We start from the raw sequence: 18,526 nt of genomic DNA, 5'->3' as shown, positions 1-18,526 counted from the left end.
AAACGACGACGCCAAGGGAGCTGAATGATGACCGCGATGCACAGTCGCGGCGCCGAAAGGCTCCTCGGTGTCGCCGGGTCCCCGCACCTGCTCCTCGTCGAGGACGATCCGGGCGACGCATTCCTGTTCGAGGAGCTGCTGACCGAGGCGCAGCCCGACGTGCGGATCACGGTCGCGACGACGCTCGCCGAGGCGCTGGCCGCGCTGCGGGCCGAGATCCAGTGCGTCATCGTCGACCTGTCGCTGCCGGACGCGGAGGGCCTGGACGCGCTGCGGCAGGTCCGCGGGCACGCCCCGTCCACCGCCGTCCTGGTGCTGACCGGGCTCGCCGACGAGCACGTCGGCGTGGAGGCCGTCGCCGCGGGCGCGCAGGACTACCTCGTCAAGCAGGACGTGGACGGCGCCCTGCTCACCCGCGCCATCAGCTACGCGATCGAGCGCAAGCGCGCCGACGAGTCGGAGCGGCAGCTCGTCGAGGCACGCGCGCTGAGCAGGGAGAACGCGCGGCTGGAGCGCGGGCTGCTGCCCGTCCCGATCCTCACCGACGCGACGCTGCGGCACCACACCCGGTACCGCCCCGGACGCGACCGCGCCCTGCTCGGCGGCGACTTCCACGACACCGTCGAGACCGCGGACGGCGCCGTGCACGTCGTGATCGGCGACGTCAGCGGGCACGGCGCGGACGAGGCGTCCCTCGGGGTGCGGCTCCGCATGGCGTGGCGGACGCTCGTCCTCGCCGGGCACACCGGGGACCGGCTCCTGGACACGCTCGACGCCGTCCTGCAGCACGAGCGGTCGGGCGAGGAGATCTTCACCACGGTGTGCATGCTGACGATCGCGCCCGACCGGCGCACCGCGCGGCTGCACCGGGCCGGGCATCCGCGCCCGCTGTTCTTCGGGCCGGACGGCGTGCGGCCCGTCCCGGACGAGCCGCGCGGCCCCGCGCTCGGGCTGCTCGGGCTGATCCCCGGCGTGGAGTGGCCCGCCGTCGACCTCGAACTCGGCGACTCGTGGGGACTGATGCTCTACACCGACGGGCTCATCGAGGGGTTCGCGGGCGACGACGGCGGTTATCTCGACCTGTCCGGGCTGCTGGAGCTGGCGACGGCCGCGCACGGCGACGGGCAGCGCGGCGACGCGCTGGTGGACGGGCTCATCGCGGAGGCGGAACGGCTGAACGGGGACGTCCTGTCCGACGATCTGGCCGTGCTGCTACTGAGCCGGGGCGACGATTGATGACGCCCGGCGAGCCCGGAAGCGACGCGCCGGAGCCGGAGGACCGGCGGGTCTCCGCGCCGCCCGTCGTGCTCGCGGCGGACATCCCGGGGGCGCGCGGGATGGGCCGGATCCGGCTCGTCCAGATCTACCGGATCGGCTCGATCGTCCTCGGCGTCCTCCTGCTGGTCGCGTTCGCGCAGACCGCGTCGGCGCTGTACGAGAACAACGAGGCGCGGGACGTCCTGATCGACCAGGTCGACCCGGCGGCGCTGGAGCAGTTCCAGCTCTCGTCGGCGGTCAGCGCCCAGGACACGGCCATCCGCGAGTACGCGATGGACGGCGGGCGGGGCTGGCTCACCGAGTACCGCGCGGCCGTCGCGCAGGAGGAGGCGGCCGCGGCCCGCATGCGCCGCCTGCTGGACGGAGTGCCCGGCAGCGAGAACGTCGTCCACCTGCTGGACACGGCGACCACCGATTCCCGCGCGTGGCGCACCGCCTTCGCCGACCGGGTCGCGGCCGGGCCCGGCGGCCAGGGCCTGGAGCCCGATCAGAGCCGCCTGTCGCGGCGGCTGCTCAGCCAGGCGCGCGGCGACATGACTCCGCTGCAGGCCGGTCTGACCAGGCTGCACGACCGGGCCGCCGACAGGCTCCGGTCCCGCGCCACGACGGCCATGTGGTCGATCGCCGCCGCGCTCGCCCTCGTCGTGCTGGCCGCGCTCGCGCTGACCGTGCTGATCAGGCGGACCGTCCTGACGCCCGTGTCCACGCTGACCGGACGGGTCCGCGCGGTGGCGCAGGGCGACTTCGGGCATCCGCTGGACGTGCCCGGCCCGTCCGAGATCAACGAGCTCGCCGTGATCATCGACGCGATGCGGGACCGGATCATCGACGAGTGGCGGGCCACCGTCGAGCAGACGCGGCTGCTGGACGAGCAGGCCGAGGAGCTGCGCCGGTCCAACGCCGAGCTGGAGCAGTTCGCCTACGTCGCGAGCCACGACCTGCAGGAGCCGCTGCGCAAGGTCGCGAGCTTCTGCCAGATGCTCGAACGCCGGTACGGGGACCAGCTCGACGAGCGCGGGCTCCGCTACATCGAGTTCGCCGTGGACGGCGCCAAGCGCATGCAGGCCCTCATCAACGACCTGCTGGGCTTCTCCAGGGCCGGGCGCCTGGCCGACCTGGAGGAATCCGTCGACCTCAACGACGTGGCCCAGCGCGCCATGGACAACCTCGCCGCGCTGCGCGAGGAGACGGGCGCCCGGGTGGACGTCGGCGAGCTGCCGAGCGTCCCCGGCGACCGCACCCAGCTCGTCCAGCTCTTCCAGAACGTCCTCGGCAACGCGATCAAGTTCCGCCGCCCGGACGAGCCGCCCCGCATCACCGTCGACGCCCGGCGGGCCGGAGGCGAGTGGGAGTTCCGCTGCGCCGACAACGGCATCGGCATCGAGCCCCGGCACGCCGACCGGATCTTCCTGATCTTCCAGCGGCTCCATCCGCGCGACCAGTACACCGGCACGGGCATCGGCCTGGCCCTCTGCAAGAAGATCGTCGAGTACCACGGCGGCCGCATCTGGCTCGACACGGCCGCCTCCGGCACCCCCGGCACCACCTTCCACTGGACGTTGCCGGCCCGGAACCGGGCGAGCATCGGCGCCCCGCGCACGGACACGGCAACGAAGAGGGACACCCAATGAGCGAAGCCCCCCACCCCATAGAGATCCTGCTCGTCGAGGACGACCCCGGCGACGTCCTGCTGACCGTCGAGGCGCTGGAGCACAACAAGGTCCGCAACGCGCTGCACGTCGTCAACGACGGCGAGCAGGCGATGGCGTTCCTGCGGCAGGAGGGCGAGTACGCGGACGTCCCGCGTCCCGACCTGGTGCTCCTCGATCTGAACCTGCCGCGCAAGGACGGCCGGGAGGTGCTCGGCGAGATCAAGGCGGACCCCGGCCTGCGGCCCATCCCCGTCGTCGTGCTCACCACGTCCGAGGCGGAGGAGGACATCCTGCGCAGCTACCACCTGCACGCCAACGCCTACGTCACCAAGCCCGTCGACTTCGACCAGTTCATCTCCGTCGTCCGCCGGATCGACGACTTCTTCGTGACCGTGGTCAAGCTCCCCCGCTGACGGCCCCGCCGCTGACCGCTCCGCCGTCCCGTCCGGTCCAGTCGAGGCAGACGATCACCGCGTCGTCGGCCGGTTCGGTGTCCTCGTGGAAGGCGATGAAGTGCCGGATCATGGTGCGGACGGCCTCGGGCGGCGCCTGCATCCGGGTGGCGCGCATCGCCTGCGCCAGCGCCGACCGCGTGAACGGCACCCCGGCCGGGGACAGCGCCGCGTGCACCCCGTCGCTGACCAGCACCAGCCGGTCCCCGGGCCGGACGGTGAACTCCTCCACCTCGTACAGGGTGTCGCCGAACATCCCGAGCGGCATCTGCGCGTCGAACCCGATGCTCTCGGGGGACCCGTCCCGCACCCGGAAGATCATCGGCGAGCCCGCGTCGACCGCCCGGACCCGTCCGGTCGCGAGGTCGAAGTCCAGCAGCAGCGTGGCCACGTGCTGCTCGCCGCGGTGCCGCGCGAACAGCGTCTGGTCGGCGAGCGCGGCCTGCTCGACGAGGTCGCCGCCGGACCGCCGCGCGTTCCGCAGCGCGCTGATCGCGAGGTGGGTGAGCACGGCCGCGTCCGTTCCCGAGCCCATTCCGTTGCTGACCGTCAGCGTGAGCCTTTCCTCGGACGCCGCCCAGTCGAAATTGTCGCCCCACACCGCGTAGGCGGGTTCGAGCTGCCCCGCGAAATGGAATTCGGCGGCGTCGCAGGACGGCGCCGGCAGCAGTTCCCATTGGATTTCGGCCGCGAGCGTCAGCCGGGTCCGCCGCCGGATGCGCCGGAACAGGTCGGTGCTCTGGTTCGCCATCTTCAGGGCGCGGGCGACGACGACCGCGAAGTCCTCCAGCCAGGCGGGCGCGCCGTCCGGGAGCCCGACGGACAGCACGCCGAGGCGCTCGCCCTGCACGGACAGCGGCAGGTGGACGAGGCGGCCGCCGTCCTCCCGGGGCGGTTCCCGGACGATCCGCTGCGACGCGAACGCCCGTCCCGGAAAGGTGTTGTCGACCGGCACGTCCGGACGTCCCCGGACGGTCGGGACCAGGAACGCCTGCCGGTAGTCGATGAGGAGGACGCCCGCGTCGCCGCCGTTCGCGTACTGCTCGATCAGCCCGTTCGCCACTTCGGCGAGCCGGTGCGGAGGCGCCGCCCAGAGGGCCTGCTCGATGCCGCGGAACTCGTCCTCCACGGGTCTCTCATAGTTGCTCATATCGGCGCGGACTCCTTTCTGACGGAGGTTGACGCCGCCGGGGGGACGGCGGGCCCGCGGGCGCGGGATGCCTTCGGGCGACGTGGTGTGTAACAGTGGGAGTCATGGTGGGGACGTCGGGTGAGGGAGCCGCGGAATCCGCGGCCGCGCTCGACGACGCCGCGTTCACCCTGATGGACGTGTGGTCCCGTGCCCATAACGCGTCGGATGTACCGGTTCCGTCGACGCAGCTCCGCGCGCTGTTCGTGCTGGAGCGCGGGGGGATGAACGTCAGCAACCTGGCGGGCGAGCTCGGCGCGCTGGTGTCGTCCGCGAGCCGGCTGTGCGACCGGCTGGAGGCGTCCGGGCTGCTGACCCGCGACCACGGCCGCGACCGCCGCGAGGTCACGGTGCGGCTGAGCGCGGACGGGCAGGCGCTGCTCGACCGGCTGCGGCGGCACCGGCGCGAGGAGCTGACCCGCGTGCTGGCCTCGATGCCGGCGCCCGCGCGGGCGGCGCTGCTGTGGGGGCTCACCGAGTTCCACGAGGCGGCCTCCAAGCCGGGCTCCGAGGGCGGCTCCTTCTCCATGCCGGCCTGAACCCGTGCCGGCCTGACCCTCCTGAACCCTCCATGCCCGCCTGAGCCGTCCTTAAATATCCGCTTTTCTTCTGAACTGCCTGCTGCGTGCGAACCTTCCAATAGTTCGGAGAATAACGCCATTTTAGCGGGCGGCCTCGGGCTTGATTTTGGCCATTTCCGCTGCGCGCCCTCCAAGCAGCAGTAACATCCCGCCTCATGGCGATTCAAAAAGCCGCGCGGCATTCTCACCGCGCCGTTCCGGCCGTCCGGGACCCGGTCGCTGCGGCGCGTGCGCGCCCGATCCCGGCGACCGCTGCGCGACTGATCTCGGCGGCCGGTGCGCCCCTGGTGCCGGCGGTCGCCGCCGTGCTGCTGCTCGGTGGCTGCGGGGGCTCCCCCCAGGGCGCCGCGTCCACCGGGTCGGCCGGGCCTGCCACGTCCGCCGACAGGGCGGGCATGTCCAGGATCCCCGAGGCCACCACGTTCGCCACCGTCTCCGGCGCGCCCAAGGACACCGCGCCGGGCCGCGCCACCGACGGCCTGGTCGTGCGTCCGGACGGCCCGGTCGCGGTGTTCGACCGTCCCGGCGGACGGCCCGTCGCCACGCTCCCCGCCGAGCAGCTCGGCGGGCCCACCTGGGTGCCCGTGGTGGAGAGCTCCGGCAACTGGCGCCGCGTGCTGCTGCCGTCCAAGCCCAACGGGTCGAGCGGCTGGATCTCCGGTTCCGGGCTGAGCACCGCGCGCACGCCCTACACCGTCCGGGTCGACCTCGCGAAGCGGCGGCTCACGCTGCTCAAGTCCGCGCGGAAGGCCGGTCAGTGGACGGTCGCGATCGGCGGCCCCAAGACCCCGACTCCGCAGGGCCGGACGTTCATCATGGCGACGCTCGCCCCGGCCAAGAAGACGCCGAGCCCCCTCGTCCTGCCGCTCGGCACGCACTCCGCGACCCTCGACACCTTCGGCGGCGGTCCCGGCACCGTCGCCCTGCACGGCTGGCCCGACACGTCCGTGTTCGGCAAGGCCGTCACGCACGGCTGCGTCCGGGTGCCGAAGGACGCGCTCCGGACGCTGTCGCGCGTCCCGCTCGGCTCGCTGGTGCTCATCACCGCCTGAGCCGGCCCGCAGCCCCGCTACAGCCGGCCGACCGGCGACACGGCGGCCGGATCCGTCCCAGATCTCAAGAATCGGAGAACGATCATGCGTTTCAGCCATGCCTCCAAACGGCTCACGGTCACGGGCCTGCTGGTCACCGGCCTGGCCGCCGCCGCTGCCGCGGTTCCGGCCCCGGCGAAGGCGGCCCCGCGTCCCGAGGGGTCGGCGTACGGGCTGACGGTCGACGGGCCGCTGGCCGTCCCGCCGATGCCCGCCGTCTCGTCCGCCGCGGGCCCGGTCAGCAAGAGCCTGGCGCGCGAGAACCACACCAAGCTGGTCGACGCGTCCGCGCTGGACGTCAGCGCCTCCTCGTCGCGCGCCCGCTCGACCGTCGCGCGGCTCGCCGTCCCGCCCGCGCAGCTGCTGGCCAGCGCCGTGTCCGCCGAGTGCGACGGCGGACGCGGCTCCGCCCACCTGACCCGCGCCGCCCTCGCGGGCAAGCGCCTGGACGCCTCGCCGCCGCCGAACACCACCATCCCGGTCGACGTGGACGGCCTCGGCCGCGCCTCGCTGATCCTCAACAAGCAGCAGCGGATGGCGGACGGCCGGCTCGCCGTCACCGCGATGGAGCTCCGGCTGCCGCTTCCGGGGAAGGCGTCAACGGTCCGGATCGCGTCCGCGATGTGCAAGGGCGGGTCGGTTCCGGCCGAGGCGCCAGCCCCGAAGCCGGTGAAGCGCGACCTCCCCGTCACCGGCTGACACCCGGCCCTTGACGGACGCACGATACGGCGGCCCGGCGGATCGGTTCCGTCCGGGCCGTCGCCGTCAGCTCGCCAGCGACTTCTCGAAATGCACGATCGAGCCGTCGCGGTGGACGCGGTCGGCGAAGCGCAGTTCCTCGGTGAACGCCCGCATCAGCTGAAAGCCCCGCCCGTGCTCGGCCAGCAGCGGCGCCTGCGCGTCGTTCCAGTCGGCGGCGCCGGACTCGAGGCGAGGCTCGGCGGTGTCGGCGGTCTCGGAGTCGTCCGCCGCGCCCCCGTCGATGACCTCGACGACGCATCTCGTCCCGTCCATCCGCGCCCGGACCTCGTACTCCAGTCCGTTCGCGGCGTGCTGGATGACGTTCGCGCACGCCTCCCCGAGCGCGAGCGCGATGTCGGCACGGATCTCGGAGGCGACCCCGAGCCCGCGGAGCGAGGCGTCGAGCGTATGCCGCACCAGCGGCGCGCTCTCGGCGTTCCTCGGCAGGGTCATTTCGAGAACGACCTCCATGCCAATCGCCTCCGTTCCTCTAGCAGCCAGATTTCCCGCTGATCTCCACGGGAAACTCCCGCCACCGAAAAACCGCGCCGACCAGCGCCCTACCGCCATTTGATGAGAATTCCGCTGTGACGTGGACCACTTGACCTGACGTGGCGGACGGGCAGACTGGGGCGGTGGTCAGGCGCGATGGACCGCGTCGACCGCAAGCTCTTCCTCCTCCAGCCCTGAGCCCCTGCGCGTCCTCGGCCCGCCTGCGCGCCACCTTTCCCTCCCGTCCAGGAACTAGAGGCGGGCTTTGTGCATCTATTCCTCCGACATGGTGTTCGCCAGAGGAGGACCGGTGTTCCGTTCAGTTCCCGTCGTGGCCGGACTTGCGCTCGGCGCCGCACTGCTGGTCAGCGGCTGCCAGGGAAATTCGTACTCCTGCATGCACGACAAATGCCACGTGACGGTGTCCGGCGCCGGACAGACCATTGAGGTCAAGGACTTAAACGTCACGGTCTCCGAGATCACCGCTCAGGGCATGACGGTGTCCGCCGGGGGCTCGGCGCCGACGAAGGTCGCGGTGGGCGAGAGCGCCCAGGTCGGCGGTGTGACGATCAAGGTCACGTCCGTGGAGGGCGAGCAGGTCAAGTTCGACCTGGGCTGACCGATCCCGCGTGTGAGCGGTTTGTGAGCGGCGCGCGGCAGCCTTCGTGGCATGAGCTACGCGTTTCAGGCCGATGGCCTGGTCAAACGATTCGGGAAGACGACAGCGCTGGCTGGTGTGGGGCTGGCGGCGCGTTCGGGGACGGTCCTCGGCGTTCTCGGGCCGAACGGGGCAGGGAAGACGACGGGCGTGCGGATCCTCGCGACGCTGCTGCGGCCCGACGCGGGCAGGGCGGAGGTGTGCGGGCTGGACGTCGTCCGCGACGCGGCCCGGGTGCGCGAGCTGATCGGCCTCACCGGCCAGTACGCCTCGGTGGACGAGGACCTCACCGCGCGGGAGAACCTCGTCCTCATCGGGCGGCTCCTCGATCTGCGCAAGGCGGAGGCGCAGGCCCGCGCCGCCGACCTGCTGGACCGGTTCGAGCTGACCGACGATGCCGGACGCCGCGTGTCGACGTATTCGGGCGGGATGCGGCGCCGCCTCGACCTGGCCACCAGCATGATCGGCCGTCCCGCCGTGATCTACCTGGACGAGCCGACCACCGGCCTCGACCCGGGCAAGCGGGAGGAGGCGTGGCGGCTGATCCGCTCGATGACGGACGGCGGCGGCACCGTCCTGCTGACCACGCAGTACCTGGAGGAGGCCGACGCGCTCGCCGACGAGATCACCGTCATCGACCGCGGGACGGTGATCGCGTCGGGCACGCCCGCCGAGCTGAAGCGGGTCGCGGGCGGTCAGACGATCACCGTCCGGCCCCGTGACCCGGCTCGGCTCATCGAGGCCGCGGCGATCCTGAACGCGGTGTCGGGGCGGGACGCCGAGTCCCCCCGCCGCGACGTGATCTCGGTACCGGTGACCGGCGACGACGGTGAGCGGGCGTTCGCCGAGGCCGTCCGCCGCCTGGACGCCGCCGGGATCGGCGTCACCGAGCTGTCGCTGCGCCTGCCCAGCCTGGACGAGGTCTTCTTCACCCTGACCGGCCACCACACTGACGACGCGGAGGCGGCGGCATGACTGACACCGTCCTGGAAACGGGCAACGCGACCGTGCAAGACGACGCGCGCCCCAAGCGCCCCTACAGGCTGGCGCGGCACAGCCTCCTGCTCGCCGGACGCAGCCTCATCAAAACCAGACGCAACCCCGGAGTGCTCACCGACGCGCTCTTCATGCCGATCCTGTTCCTGCTGCTGTTCGTGTACCTGTTCGGCGGCGCGGTCTCCGGCTCCACGCACGACTACCTGCAGTACGTGTTCCCCGGCGTGCTGGTGATGACGTTGCTCCTGGCCGGGATGCTCTCCACCGGGATCAGCATCAACGTCGACGTCAAGAAGGGCGTGTTCGACCGGTTCCGCAGCCTCCCGATCGGACGGTCCGCGCCGCTGATCGGCCTCGTCCTGGGCGATCTGATCCGGTACGCCGTCGCGGCGGTGGTCCTGTTCGGCACCGGCTACCTGCTCGGCTTCCGCGCCCAGACCGACCTGGCGTCCGCGCTGGCGGCCGTGGGCCTGGCGACCGCGCTGGGGTTCTCGCTGAGCTGGCTCAACGTGCTGATCGGCGTCCTGATCAGGGAGGTCACGGTCGTGCAGACGGTCGCGTTCCTCGGGATCTTCCCGCTGGCGTTCGGCACGAACATGGTCGTCCCGGCGGACACGCTGCCCGGCTGGCTGCAGGCGTGGGTGAAGGTCAACCCGGTCAGCGACGCCGTGGACGCCTCGCGCGGCCTCCTGCTCGGCGGCCCGGTGGCGGAGCCCGCGACCATGACGCTGCTGTGGTCGGCGGGCTTCCTCGCCGTGTTCGGCCCGCTCGCCGGCTACGTCTACCGGCGGCGGAGCTGATCTTCCAGCAGGGCGAGCACGCCCGGCACGTCCAGGCGTCCGCCCCGGTCGTAGGCGGCGCGGAAGGCGCGCTCGCCCAGCGTCCGGCGGAGGCTGCGGGTCACGAGCACGACGTCGGGGTTGAACGCGTCGGGCGCGCCCCGCAGGACGGACGCCGCCCCGAGCACCTCCGCCGCCGCCTCCGCATCGGCGCTGGCCGCCGCCTCCGGTTCGGCGTGGGCGCGGAGGCGGGCGATCGCGATTCCGGCGACGGCGGCGATGGGCATGTCCGGCCCGTCGACGGCGAGGTCGAGCGCCTTGCGCAGATGCCCGCGCGCCGCGTCCAGGTGGCCGGCACCGATCGCGAGCTGCGCCATCCCCGTCTCGTACAGCGACCCGTACTGCGGATAGGACGGGACCCGCCCGAGCTCGCGTCCTGCGGCCCCGTAGTGCTCGCGTGCCTCGTCCGCGTCACCGGCGTGCCGCGCGAGATCGCCGAGGGCCAGCCGGACGGACACCAGGTGGCGGGCCTGCGTCCCGGCCCCCGGCGCGATCATCGCGGTCAGCTCGTCCCGGGCCCGCCGGACGTCGCCCGACCGGGCCCGGGCCACCGCGAGCATCACCCGCTGCATGCCGGTGTTCTCGCCCTGGTCCAGCCCGCGAAGCAGCTCGATCGACTCCTCAAGCCCGGCGATGGCGGCGCCGAAATCTCCCCGGACGGTCTGCGTGTCGGCCAGGAAGACGAGCGCGAGTGACAGGCCGACCCGCTCTCCCGCCTCGCGGAACCCGGCCACGGCGACGGCGATGTCGCGGTGGGCCGCGTCCATCTCGCCCCGGTTGCCGTTGAGCATCGCCCGCATCAGATGCAGCGCGGCCCTCGTCCAGGGGTCGCGCTCGGGCAGGCGGCGGTCGATGGCCGCGACGCCGCGCGCCGTGTCGTCGGTGAGCAGCGCGATGGCGGGCTCGATCATCGCGGCGAGGGGGTGCGCCGAGTCGCGTCCCGCCGTGCCGATGAACGGATCATCACGAGCGTCGCCGCCCGCCATGACGGTGTTGAACAGGTAGCCGCCCAGCGCGACCGCCTCCGCGCCGTCCGGGACGGGCCCTCCCTCGCGCGGCGCCTCCAGCGCGAGCCGCAGCCTGCGGGCCGCCTCGGCGTGGTCGCCGAGGATCATCCAGAACGTGGCCAGCGCCGCCCCCAGCCGGACGGCGGACCCGCCGTCGCCCGCGTCCACGGCGTGGTGCAGGGCGGCGACAAGGTTCTCGCGCTCGGCCGCGAGCCGGAAGAACCACTCCAGTTGCTCAGGGCCGCGCAGGTGCGGCTCGGCCCGCTCCGCCAGGTCGAGGAAGCACGCGACGTGCTCGGCCCGGACCCGGTCCAGCTCCCCGGCCTCCGCCAGCCGCTCCCGCCCGTACTCGCGGATGGTCTCCAGCATCCGGAACCGCGGCTCGGCTCCCTCCACGACCTGGAGCAGCGACCGGTCGGCGAGCGAGTCGAGCACGTCGAGAGCCTGCGGGAGGCCGGTCACGCGGGACGCGGTCTCCGGCGTGATCGTGCCGGGGAACACCGACAGCCGTTCGGCGAACCGGCGTTCGGCGCCGTCCAGGAGGTCCCAGCTCCACGCGACGACGGCGCGCAGCGTCCGGTGCCGGGTCAGGGCCGTCCTGCTACCGCCGGACAGGACGCGGAAGCGGTCGTCCAGGCGGGCGGCGAGCTGGTCCAGCGACATCGAGCGCAGCCGCGCCGCGGCCAGCTCGATCGCCAGTGGCAACCCGTCCAGGCGGCGGCAGATCTCCCCGGCCACGCTCGCGTCGTCTCCGCTCAGCGTGAACCCGGGCCGGACGGCCGCCGCCCGCTCGGCGAACAGCTCCACCGCCGACGACTCCAATGCGTCCCCGCCCGGTTCGGGGACGTCGAGCGGCGGCACCGGGCACAGCGCCTCGCCGTCGACGCCGAGACGTTCCCGGCTCGTCGCGAGGACGCGCAGGCTGGGGCAGGTGCCGAGGAGATCGTCGGTGAGCCGGGCGGCGGCCGCCACGACGTGCTCGCAGTTGTCCAGGACGATCAGCGTCTCGTCCGCGGACAGCGCCTCGACCAGGTGGCTCGTCCCGTCCCGCAGGCCGAGCACATCCGCGACCGCCCGCGGCACCTCGTCGGGGTCGCCGACCGCGGCCAGCTCCACCAGCCACACCCCGCCCGGGAACCGCCCGGACAGCTCCGCGCCGACCGTCGTGGCCAGCCGCGTCTTCCCCGAACCTCCCGGCCCGACCAGGGTGACGAGCCGTCCTTCCCAGAGCCGCCGCGCGATCCAGGCGCGTTCGGCCTCCCGTCCGACGAAGCTGGTCGGCGGCACTCTGAGGTTGCCGCGCGCCGTCCCGTCCGGAACGCGCGGGACGGCCCGCAGCACGGCCAGGTACGCGTCCTGCAGCTCCTGCCCGGGGTCGGCGCCCAGTTCCTCGGCGAGACGTCCCCTGAACTCCTCGAACGCCGCGAGCGCCTCCGCCGAGCGTCCGGCCCGGTGCAGGGCCTCGACCAGCAGGGCGCGCAGCCGTTCCCGCAGCGGATGCCGCGCCGCCAGCTCCTCCAGCTCCGCCGCCGGCCGCACCGGATCGGCGCCGGTCGCCAGCTCGGCGGCCACCCGGTCCTCGGTCGCCGCGAGCCGGAGCGCCTCCAGCCGCACCGCCGCGGCGTCGGCGAACGGGATTCCCGCCGCGTCCGCGAGCGCGTCGCCCCGCCACAGCTCAAGCGCGCTGGTCAGCCGCTCGACGGCGAGCTTCGCATCCCCGTCACCAAGCGCCCGGCCGCCTTCCGCCGCCAGCCGCTCGAACTCGGGAGCATCCACGGCCTCGGCGTCCAACACGTAACCGCCGGGGACCGACCGCAGCCGACCAGCAGGCAGGACGCGCCGCAACCGCGAGACGAGCGCCTGCAACGCATGGACGCGATCTCCCGGGCCGCCGTCCGGCCACAGCGCATCGACCAGCGACTCGACGGTGACCGTCCGTCCCGGCTCCAGCGCCAGCCGGATCATCAGCGCCCGCAGCCGCGCGCCCCCGATCGCGACGTCCTTCCCCTGGTCCGTCACCGCCAGCGGACCAAGAATCCCAACGCGCACCCCTCAACTCTGCCACGCGCCGCGCGTCACGCGTCCGCGCGCAGCAGCAGGATCAGCTCCCCGGCGAGCGCCGCCTGCCGGGGAAGATCAGATTGGTGGAGCGCGATCCATTTCAGGACGGGTCCCGGCGGCATTCAGAGATACTTCGCATATGCGCAGCCGTGTCCTCGTCCTGCTCCCCTGCTGCCTGATGCTGGCGGGCTGTTCCGCGGGTGAGTCCGCCGCTCCGTCGGCGGCTCCCACCACGACCGCGCCACAGGCCCCATCGCCCACCACGTCGAAGCCGACCTTCGGGACGACCGCGATTCCGTCCGCACCGCTCCGGCTGACCGGTGAAATGACCCGGCCCGGGGCCCGATTGCAGTTCGGCGAAAAGGCGATCGTGCCCGTCCGCCACTATTACCCCCTGCTGAAGACCTACGCCGAAGGTGTGCTCGGCATCGTGGTGCAGCGCATCCGGACGGCCCCGGGTTCAAAGGTCCAAGGCAACTTCGACGATGACGACAGGGCGATGCTCAAGCGCCACATCGCGTACTACGCGAAAATCACCGTCACCAACGAGAGCGGCAACGCCTTCTCGCCGGGCACGCCGCGCTTCAACGGCGAGTTCGGCGACTTCGGCCCCGCCGTCACCATGGTCGGCGAGAAGGGCCTGCCGGGCTGCCGGGAAGGGAACCCACCCGATTCCGACGAGTTCGGCCGCAAGGGCGCCGAATGGAAGACCTGCCTGCTCGGCGTGTCATCGCGCTCTCGTCCCATGACGGAAGTGCAGTACCACGACCCGCCTTACGGCAAGGAGACCCAGTTCGAGGACGACCCGTCACCAGACTTCAACAAGCACTACAACCTCGGACCGATCACCTGGTCATAGCCCTTTGCCGAATTCCGGCTAGGGGGCCTCGACCCCGGAGATCCGGTACCGCATCACCTCGGCGCCGCGGATCTGGGCGGCCTGCTCGGGCTCGGGCCCCGAGCCGCGGAAGCGTTCGAGGTCCTCGTCGGTCTCCCATCGCTCGTAGACGTTGATCCGATCCGGCTCGACCAGATCGGCCGACAGCGCGAAGTCGAGACAGCCGGGCGCGGCCCGCGCCAGCTCGACGACCTCCCGGCTTCCCGCCAGATAGGCCTCGCGATCGTCCACGTACAGCTTCCCCGAAATAATGATCATCCTGGCCTTCGCCCTCTGGTCACCCCGACCGCTCCCGATCGGAATCCAGCCCGGCCCTGCCCGCTCCACCGCGCTGTTCGCCATCGGAATCCCCGCCGCCGTATCTGAGGAGATCCGTGATCGGGAACGATACCCAAGAGCAAGTGTGGGATCCCTTCGGCACGCTTCGCCGGGTCCTATGGATCGGCGGCGGGCAATGGGCCGGCAAGTCGACCGTCGCCCGGCTGCTGGCCCTCCAATACGGGCTGACCGCCTACCACTACGACTACCACGATGCCCGCGGCCACAACGACCGCCGGATCGCTCGCCGCGTCAAGCTCGGCCACCCTCCTGCCGACCCGGACCCCGACCAGACCTGGGTGAACACCACCCCGGAGGACATGGCCACCGAAACGCTGGCCGGCTTCCCGGTCCGCTTCGAATGGGCCCTGGACGACCTGCGCTCCCTGGTCTCCGGGCACCCCATCATCGCCGAAGGCTGGGGGCTCCGCCCCGAGCTGGTCGCCCCGATCATCGACTCGCCCCGGCGAATGGTCGTCATGGTGCCCACCCAGGCTTTCCGCGACCGCCAGCTCCGCGAACTCCCCCGAGACGCCACCATCGGGCACGACGTCAGCGACCCCGAACGGGCCCGACGCAACCGGCTGGAGCGTGACCGCCTCGTCGCCGACGACGCCGTCCGCTCCGCCCGACACCTCGGCATCCGCGTGATCGAGGTCGACGGATCCAGCAACGCCACAGCCATCGCCGACATCGTCGCCGACCACTTCAGCCCCTACCTGCCACCACGCAGTCCGGCATCGTAGTCAGCCCGAGGGACGGCGGATGCGCCTTACTGCGGGGGATTCAGCCTTATGCACACCAGGCATCCCGCACAGGCGGGAATTTCGTCGAAGGGAACGCCGTCCAGGATCGCGGCTGCGCAGAGGGCGCAGATCCAGGCGCAATACCAGGGCCGGGCATCCAGCGACCCGGCCAGATCGAGTTGGTCGCTGAGCTGACTCCTTGAATCCCGGATGGCGCCCGTCAATGCCGAGTCGAGGCGTGATGGATCGTCACGGGCCGCACCGCGGAATATCAGGGTGGGAATGGAGCTGTCGGGAGGAGTGACGAGCGTCGCGTCCGCGTCCGCTGGAACCAGCTGGGACGCTTCAATCCCCATTTGCGACGCGATGCCCACCGCCTCAAAGGAGTCATCGCCGGAGATCCCCGCGAGGCCGCCGACCTCTGCCTTGACGCCCGCCAAGAGGCCCAAGGCGCTGATGACCTGAAAGGAATCCCCGTCACTCAGCCTGGCGATCGTCCCCTGGGCGGCGCCGTCGATCCGCTCGTCGCCGATGTTCTCCGAAGTCAAACTGTCGCGCCACCGGGCGATAACGTCATCGACCATCTCCGTCATGACGCCATGATGCCCAGCCTCCTTCAAGGCTTCGACAACAAGACATCAAGTCTATGTTCTGACCTCCACCGGCGGCATTGCGCGTCAAGAGCAGCCATATCTCCGATGTTCAGCGGCCGACGCGTGTGAAAGGCTCCAGCACCCATTGGGCGAAGTCGGCCGGTCCCACATTGCTTCCGCACAGGATGGTGGTGACGCGCCGTCCGGCGAACCGCTCCGGCTGCTCCAGGACGGCGGCGATCCCAAGCGCCGCGGAGGGCTCGACGACGAGCCCCGCGTGTTCGTAGAGCATGCGCATTCCGGCCTTGATCGAGTCCTCGGTCACGAGCACGACCTCGTCGAGGACGAGGAGCAGGTCGTCCAATACCTCGGGGATCGGGCAGCGGCCCGCGACGCCGTCGGCGATGGTCTCGATGCGGTCGGTCTCGACGACCGTGCCTTGCCGCCACGACAGTGTCATCGCGGGCGCACCGGCCGGCTGGACTCCGATCACCTGCGCGTGCCCGGCGAGCGAACGCACGACGTAGCCCACGCCGCTGGCCAGCGCACCCCCGCCGAGGGCCACGAGGACGACGTCGAGCGCCGGATCGTCCCGGACGAGCTCAAGGCCGATCGTGGCGGCGCCTTCGCAGGTCGCCAGGTCCAAGCTGTCTTCGAGCAGGTAGGCGCCATCGCTCTCCGCGATCTCGCGGGCCAGCAGCCGGGCGTCCTCGATGTCCTCGCCGACGAGCCGGACCCGCGCGCCGAGGTCGGCGATCCGGCGCAGCTTGAGCGCGTTGGCGGTTCTCGCCGCCACGACGGTGACGTCCAGGCCCCGGCGCGAGCCGCTGTAGGCCAGCGCCTGCCCGAGATTCCCGGCGCTCGCGCACACCATTCGCGACACGCCATTCTCGCGGGCCGCGGCCGCCACCGTTTCGGTGCCGCGCCCTTTGAAGCTCCGCACCGGATTGAGCGTCTCGACCTTCAGCGTCATCGAGCATCCGAGCGCCCGGCCGAGCGGCGCGCATTCCAGCGCGGGAGTGTCGAGGAACACCGGATCGATCTCGCCGACCGAGGCGCGAATCCTATCGAGCCGGAGCCGAACACGACCGAGATCGCCCACGCCGCCCAGCATGCCACGCCTCCCACCGGATAAGACACTCACGCCTGGCTTTGGCGGGCCGGTCGAGAGACCGTCGTGCGCAGTGACTCCAGCCAACCGGCGAACAGCGTCTTGAACTGCTCTATCCAATGGTCGTGCTCGTCGGCGGGGCAGTCGAAGGTGACGTACCACTCCACCAGCGCCCGGTCGCCGTCCGCTACGGGGATGATCCGCTGTGTGGCGAGGAAGTTCCGCACGGTCGGGAACCGCAGCGGGTCCAATGCGGTGTAGGAATAGGAGCGATCAGCGTCGGAGTGGGCGACCAGTTGCTGGCGGATGGTCAGTCCGTCGTAGCTGACGTTGCGGATCGCCCCGACCTGCTCCCCCGGCTTGCCGTCCTCGATGAAACACTCGGCGTCGGGGATCCATTGCCGGTAGCTGCCGAAGTCCCGGACGAGGCCCCAGATCTGATCCGCCGACTGGTCGATCACTGTGCTGTAGTACGACTTGGCCATCTTGGCGCGCCCCTGTCCGTTTGCGCTGCGCTATGTCCGACGCATCCGACAGTGTCGACAACACCGTGCCGGAGGATGTGGTTGCGTCGCGCGGCTAGGGGGTGCGGTGGCGTCGTGTTGCACGATCGTCAGAAATGGCCTTTCCAGCCGGCCGCGAGTAGCGAGCGGATCTCCGCGACGAGCCGGACGTCCGACTCCTCGTACTGCCGGTAGCCGTTGGCGGCGCGCCGCGCGGGCAGCAGCCCCTGCTGCTCGTAGTAGCGCTGACACCGGCGTCAAGGTCAAACGGCCGAGGTCGGACATGGGACGGGCCCGGCGGTGGTCACCGCCGGGCCCGCCGCCATCAGAGATCGCTAGCGGCCCTGGAGCCTCTTGACGTTGTCGCCGAAGGTCCAGTTCTTCGAGCCGTCCCAGTTCATGGACCAGGTCATCAGGCCCTTGAGCTGGCCGTTGAAGCTGTTCCATGCCTGGCCGACCAGGCCCGTCGACATGTACCCGCCGCCGGCGCCCGGCTGCGCGGGCAGGCCCGGGGCCTGCTTGTCGTAGGGCACCTTGATGGTGACGCCTTGGACCACGAGGCCCTTGTTCAGGCACTCGGTCTGCTTGACGAAGCCCTCGACCGTCCCGGCCGAGTAGGAGTCGCCGGAGCAGCCGTACATGCTGCCGTTGTAGTACTGCATGTTCAGCCACCACAGGCGGCCGTTGTCGGCGTACTTCTTGATGATCGGCAGGTACGCGCCCCAGATGGAGCCGTAGGTGACGCTGCCGCCGGTCACGTACGCGGTCTCCGGCGCCATCGTGAGCCCGAAGTTGGACGGCATCGCGGCGAGCACGCCGTCGATGATGTGGATGAGGTTGGCCTGCGACGTGGACGGCGTCGCGGGGCTGCCCGACCCGGTCAGGCCGGTCTCGATGTCGATGTCGATGCCGTCGAAGTTGTACTTCTTCAGGATCGGCACGACCGTCTGGATGAACCGGTCGGCGACGCTGCGGGAGCCGAGGTCGATGCCCGCGGTCGCGCCGCCGATCGACATCAGGATCGTCGCGCCGGCCTCCTTGGCCGCGCACATCTGCTCGGGGGTGGCGACCTTCACGGTGTTGTCCATGCCGTCCTCCCAGAGGACGGTGCCGTCGGAGCGGATGACGGGGAACGCCGCGTTGTACACGTTGTAGCCGTGCTGCTTGAAGACCGGGTTCTCGATCGGGCTCCAGCCGAACGGCGGGTGGACGCCGTTGGCCGCGCCGTCCCAGTTCTCCCAGTAGCCCTGCAGGATCTTGCCCGCGGGCTTGCCCTTCACCGCGCAGGTCGGCTCGCCCTCGGGCGGGTCGGTGGTGGGA

The 18,526-nt window shown here is 71.6% G+C and carries 19 protein-coding genes and 1 pseudogene; 11 read left to right on the top strand and 9 right to left on the bottom strand.

The annotated features are described in order from the left end of the window. Nucleotides 1–36: 36 nt before the first annotated feature. The 3 genes from E1287_RS29820 to E1287_RS29810 are packed head-to-tail and all read left to right on the top strand — an operon-like array spanning nt 37 to nt 3,343. Nucleotides 37–1,236 (top strand): fused response regulator/phosphatase, encoded by a 1,200-nt coding sequence (locus E1287_RS29820; protein WP_131968594.1) that lies wholly within the window; start codon nt 37–39, stop codon nt 1,234–1,236. Continuing rightward, nucleotides 1,236–2,909 (top strand): ATP-binding protein, encoded by a 1,674-nt coding sequence (locus tag E1287_RS29815; RefSeq protein WP_131968593.1) that lies wholly within the window; start codon nt 1,236–1,238, stop codon nt 2,907–2,909. Before E1287_RS29820 ends, E1287_RS29815 begins: the two co-directional genes overlap by 1 nt. Then, nucleotides 2,906–3,343, top strand: coding sequence for a response regulator (locus tag E1287_RS29810; RefSeq protein WP_131968592.1), 438 nt, complete (start codon nt 2,906–2,908; stop codon nt 3,341–3,343). The genes E1287_RS29815 and E1287_RS29810 overlap by 4 nt, the downstream gene beginning before the upstream one ends. On the opposite strand, the gene E1287_RS29805 is transcribed toward E1287_RS29810, so the two are convergent. Next, a complete protein-coding gene (locus E1287_RS29805) occupies nt 3,327–4,532 on the bottom strand; it encodes a PP2C family protein-serine/threonine phosphatase (RefSeq protein WP_131968591.1) in 1,206 nt (401 codons plus the stop codon). The genes E1287_RS29810 and E1287_RS29805 overlap by 17 nt on opposite strands. Before the next feature lie 104 nt (nt 4,533–4,636). On the opposite strand from E1287_RS29805, the gene E1287_RS29800 reads away from it, so the two are divergent. From E1287_RS29800 to E1287_RS29790, 3 genes are all read left to right on the top strand, one after another. Continuing rightward, entirely contained in the window at nt 4,637–5,110 is a 474-nt protein-coding gene (locus E1287_RS29800) for a MarR family transcriptional regulator (RefSeq protein ID WP_131968590.1), read from the top strand. Nucleotides 5,111–5,307: 197 nt separating this feature from the next. Beyond that, on the top strand, nt 5,308–6,204 hold the full coding sequence (locus E1287_RS29795; protein ID WP_131968589.1) for a L,D-transpeptidase: 897 nt from the start codon (nt 5,308–5,310) through the stop codon (nt 6,202–6,204). Between the two features lie 84 nt (nt 6,205–6,288). Beyond that, nucleotides 6,289–6,942, top strand: a complete 654-nt coding sequence (locus tag E1287_RS29790; RefSeq protein WP_131968588.1) for a choice-of-anchor P family protein — start codon at nt 6,289–6,291, stop codon at nt 6,940–6,942. Nucleotides 6,943–7,008: 66 nt separating this feature from the next. Here the strand turns inward: E1287_RS29790 and E1287_RS29785 are convergent, their stop codons facing one another. Continuing rightward, the gene (locus tag E1287_RS29785) at nt 7,009–7,455 is read right to left on the bottom strand and encodes an ATP-binding protein (RefSeq protein WP_131968587.1); all 447 of its coding nucleotides are present in this window, start codon (nt 7,453–7,455) and stop codon (nt 7,009–7,011) included. 331 nt (nt 7,456–7,786) lie between these two features. On the opposite strand from E1287_RS29785, the gene E1287_RS29780 reads away from it, so the two are divergent. The 3 genes from E1287_RS29780 to E1287_RS29770 are packed head-to-tail and all read left to right on the top strand — an operon-like array spanning nt 7,787 to nt 9,930. Beyond that, nucleotides 7,787–8,095, top strand: coding sequence for a hypothetical protein (locus E1287_RS29780; protein ID WP_131968586.1), 309 nt, complete (start codon nt 7,787–7,789; stop codon nt 8,093–8,095). A 51-nt stretch (nt 8,096–8,146) separates the two neighbouring features. Beyond that, nucleotides 8,147–9,109, top strand: coding sequence for an ATP-binding cassette domain-containing protein (locus E1287_RS29775; protein ID WP_131968585.1), 963 nt, complete (start codon nt 8,147–8,149; stop codon nt 9,107–9,109). Next, nucleotides 9,106–9,930 (top strand): ABC transporter permease, encoded by an 825-nt coding sequence (locus E1287_RS29770; protein WP_131968584.1) that lies wholly within the window; start codon nt 9,106–9,108, stop codon nt 9,928–9,930. Before E1287_RS29775 ends, E1287_RS29770 begins: the two co-directional genes overlap by 4 nt. Here E1287_RS29770 and E1287_RS29765 read toward each other — a convergent pair. Beyond that, nucleotides 9,912–13,025, bottom strand: coding sequence for a BTAD domain-containing putative transcriptional regulator (locus E1287_RS29765; protein ID WP_131968583.1), 3,114 nt, complete (start codon nt 13,023–13,025; stop codon nt 9,912–9,914). The two genes, E1287_RS29770 and E1287_RS29765, sit on opposite strands and share 19 nt — an antisense overlap. 151 nt (nt 13,026–13,176) lie before the next feature. Between E1287_RS29765 and E1287_RS29760 the strand changes: the two genes are divergently transcribed. Further along, nucleotides 13,177–13,896: a hypothetical protein gene (locus tag E1287_RS29760; protein ID WP_131968582.1), complete on the top strand. Its 720-nt coding sequence runs from the start codon at nt 13,177–13,179 to the stop codon at nt 13,894–13,896. A gap of 18 nt (nt 13,897–13,914) precedes the next feature. Here E1287_RS29760 and E1287_RS29755 read toward each other — a convergent pair whose 3' ends face one another. After that, nucleotides 13,915–14,166, bottom strand: coding sequence for an antibiotic biosynthesis monooxygenase family protein (locus tag E1287_RS29755; RefSeq protein ID WP_243719523.1), 252 nt, complete (start codon nt 14,164–14,166; stop codon nt 13,915–13,917). Between the two features lie 143 nt (nt 14,167–14,309). On the opposite strand from E1287_RS29755, the gene E1287_RS29750 reads away from it, so the two are divergent. Continuing rightward, nucleotides 14,310–14,999, top strand: coding sequence for a hypothetical protein (locus tag E1287_RS29750; protein WP_243719522.1), 690 nt, complete (start codon nt 14,310–14,312; stop codon nt 14,997–14,999). Nucleotides 15,000–15,025: 26 nt separating this feature from the next. On the opposite strand, the gene E1287_RS29745 is transcribed toward E1287_RS29750, so the two are convergent. The 5 genes and pseudogenes from E1287_RS29745 to E1287_RS29725 all read right to left on the bottom strand — a co-directional run. Next, nucleotides 15,026–15,592, bottom strand: a complete 567-nt coding sequence (locus E1287_RS29745; RefSeq protein WP_131968580.1) for a hypothetical protein — start codon at nt 15,590–15,592, stop codon at nt 15,026–15,028. Between the two features lie 109 nt (nt 15,593–15,701). Beyond that, entirely contained in the window at nt 15,702–16,706 is a 1,005-nt protein-coding gene (locus tag E1287_RS29740) for a pyridoxal-phosphate dependent enzyme (protein WP_131968579.1), read from the bottom strand. Between the two features lie 26 nt (nt 16,707–16,732). Next, nucleotides 16,733–17,188: an SRPBCC family protein gene (locus tag E1287_RS29735; protein ID WP_131968578.1), complete on the bottom strand. Its 456-nt coding sequence runs from the start codon at nt 17,186–17,188 to the stop codon at nt 16,733–16,735. Nucleotides 17,189–17,334: 146 nt separating this feature from the next. Further along, nucleotides 17,335–17,451 (bottom strand): annotated as a pseudogene (locus E1287_RS29730) (MerR family transcriptional regulator); the annotation flags it as partial. A 90-nt stretch (nt 17,452–17,541) separates the two neighbouring features. Continuing rightward, on the bottom strand, nt 17,542–18,526 hold a 985-nt coding region (locus E1287_RS29725; RefSeq protein ID WP_131968577.1), incomplete at its 5' end, for a chitinase.

It is taken from the genome of Actinomadura sp. KC06 (assembly GCF_004348735.1).
GTDB lineage: Bacteria > Actinomycetota > Actinomycetes > Streptosporangiales > Streptosporangiaceae > Spirillospora.
This window is presented reverse-complemented; position numbering and strand designations above follow the sequence as displayed.

Excerpts from the sequence above, each read along its gene's own strand:
- E1287_RS29820 (WP_131968594.1), top strand. The coding sequence starts at position 37 with ATGCACAGTCGCGGCGCCGAAAGGCTCCTCGGTGTCGCCGGGTCCCCG.
- E1287_RS29815 (WP_131968593.1), top strand. The coding sequence starts at position 1,236 with ATGACGCCCGGCGAGCCCGGAAGCGACGCGCCGGAGCCGGAGGACCGG.
- E1287_RS29810 (WP_131968592.1), top strand. The coding sequence starts at position 2,906 with ATGAGCGAAGCCCCCCACCCCATAGAGATCCTGCTCGTCGAGGACGAC.
- E1287_RS29805 (WP_131968591.1), bottom strand. The coding sequence starts at position 4,532 with ATGAGCAACTATGAGAGACCCGTGGAGGACGAGTTCCGCGGCATCGAG.
- E1287_RS29800 (WP_131968590.1), top strand. The coding sequence starts at position 4,637 with ATGGTGGGGACGTCGGGTGAGGGAGCCGCGGAATCCGCGGCCGCGCTC.
- E1287_RS29795 (WP_131968589.1), top strand. The coding sequence starts at position 5,308 with ATGGCGATTCAAAAAGCCGCGCGGCATTCTCACCGCGCCGTTCCGGCC.
- E1287_RS29790 (WP_131968588.1), top strand. The coding sequence starts at position 6,289 with ATGCGTTTCAGCCATGCCTCCAAACGGCTCACGGTCACGGGCCTGCTG.
- E1287_RS29785 (WP_131968587.1), bottom strand. The coding sequence starts at position 7,455 with ATGGAGGTCGTTCTCGAAATGACCCTGCCGAGGAACGCCGAGAGCGCG.
- E1287_RS29775 (WP_131968585.1), top strand. The coding sequence starts at position 8,147 with ATGAGCTACGCGTTTCAGGCCGATGGCCTGGTCAAACGATTCGGGAAG.
- E1287_RS29770 (WP_131968584.1), top strand. The coding sequence starts at position 9,106 with ATGACTGACACCGTCCTGGAAACGGGCAACGCGACCGTGCAAGACGAC.
- E1287_RS29760 (WP_131968582.1), top strand. The coding sequence starts at position 13,177 with ATGCGCAGCCGTGTCCTCGTCCTGCTCCCCTGCTGCCTGATGCTGGCG.
- E1287_RS29745 (WP_131968580.1), bottom strand. The coding sequence starts at position 15,592 with ATGACGGAGATGGTCGATGACGTTATCGCCCGGTGGCGCGACAGTTTG.
- E1287_RS29740 (WP_131968579.1), bottom strand. The coding sequence starts at position 16,706 with ATGCTGGGCGGCGTGGGCGATCTCGGTCGTGTTCGGCTCCGGCTCGAT.
- E1287_RS29735 (WP_131968578.1), bottom strand. The coding sequence starts at position 17,188 with ATGGCCAAGTCGTACTACAGCACAGTGATCGACCAGTCGGCGGATCAG.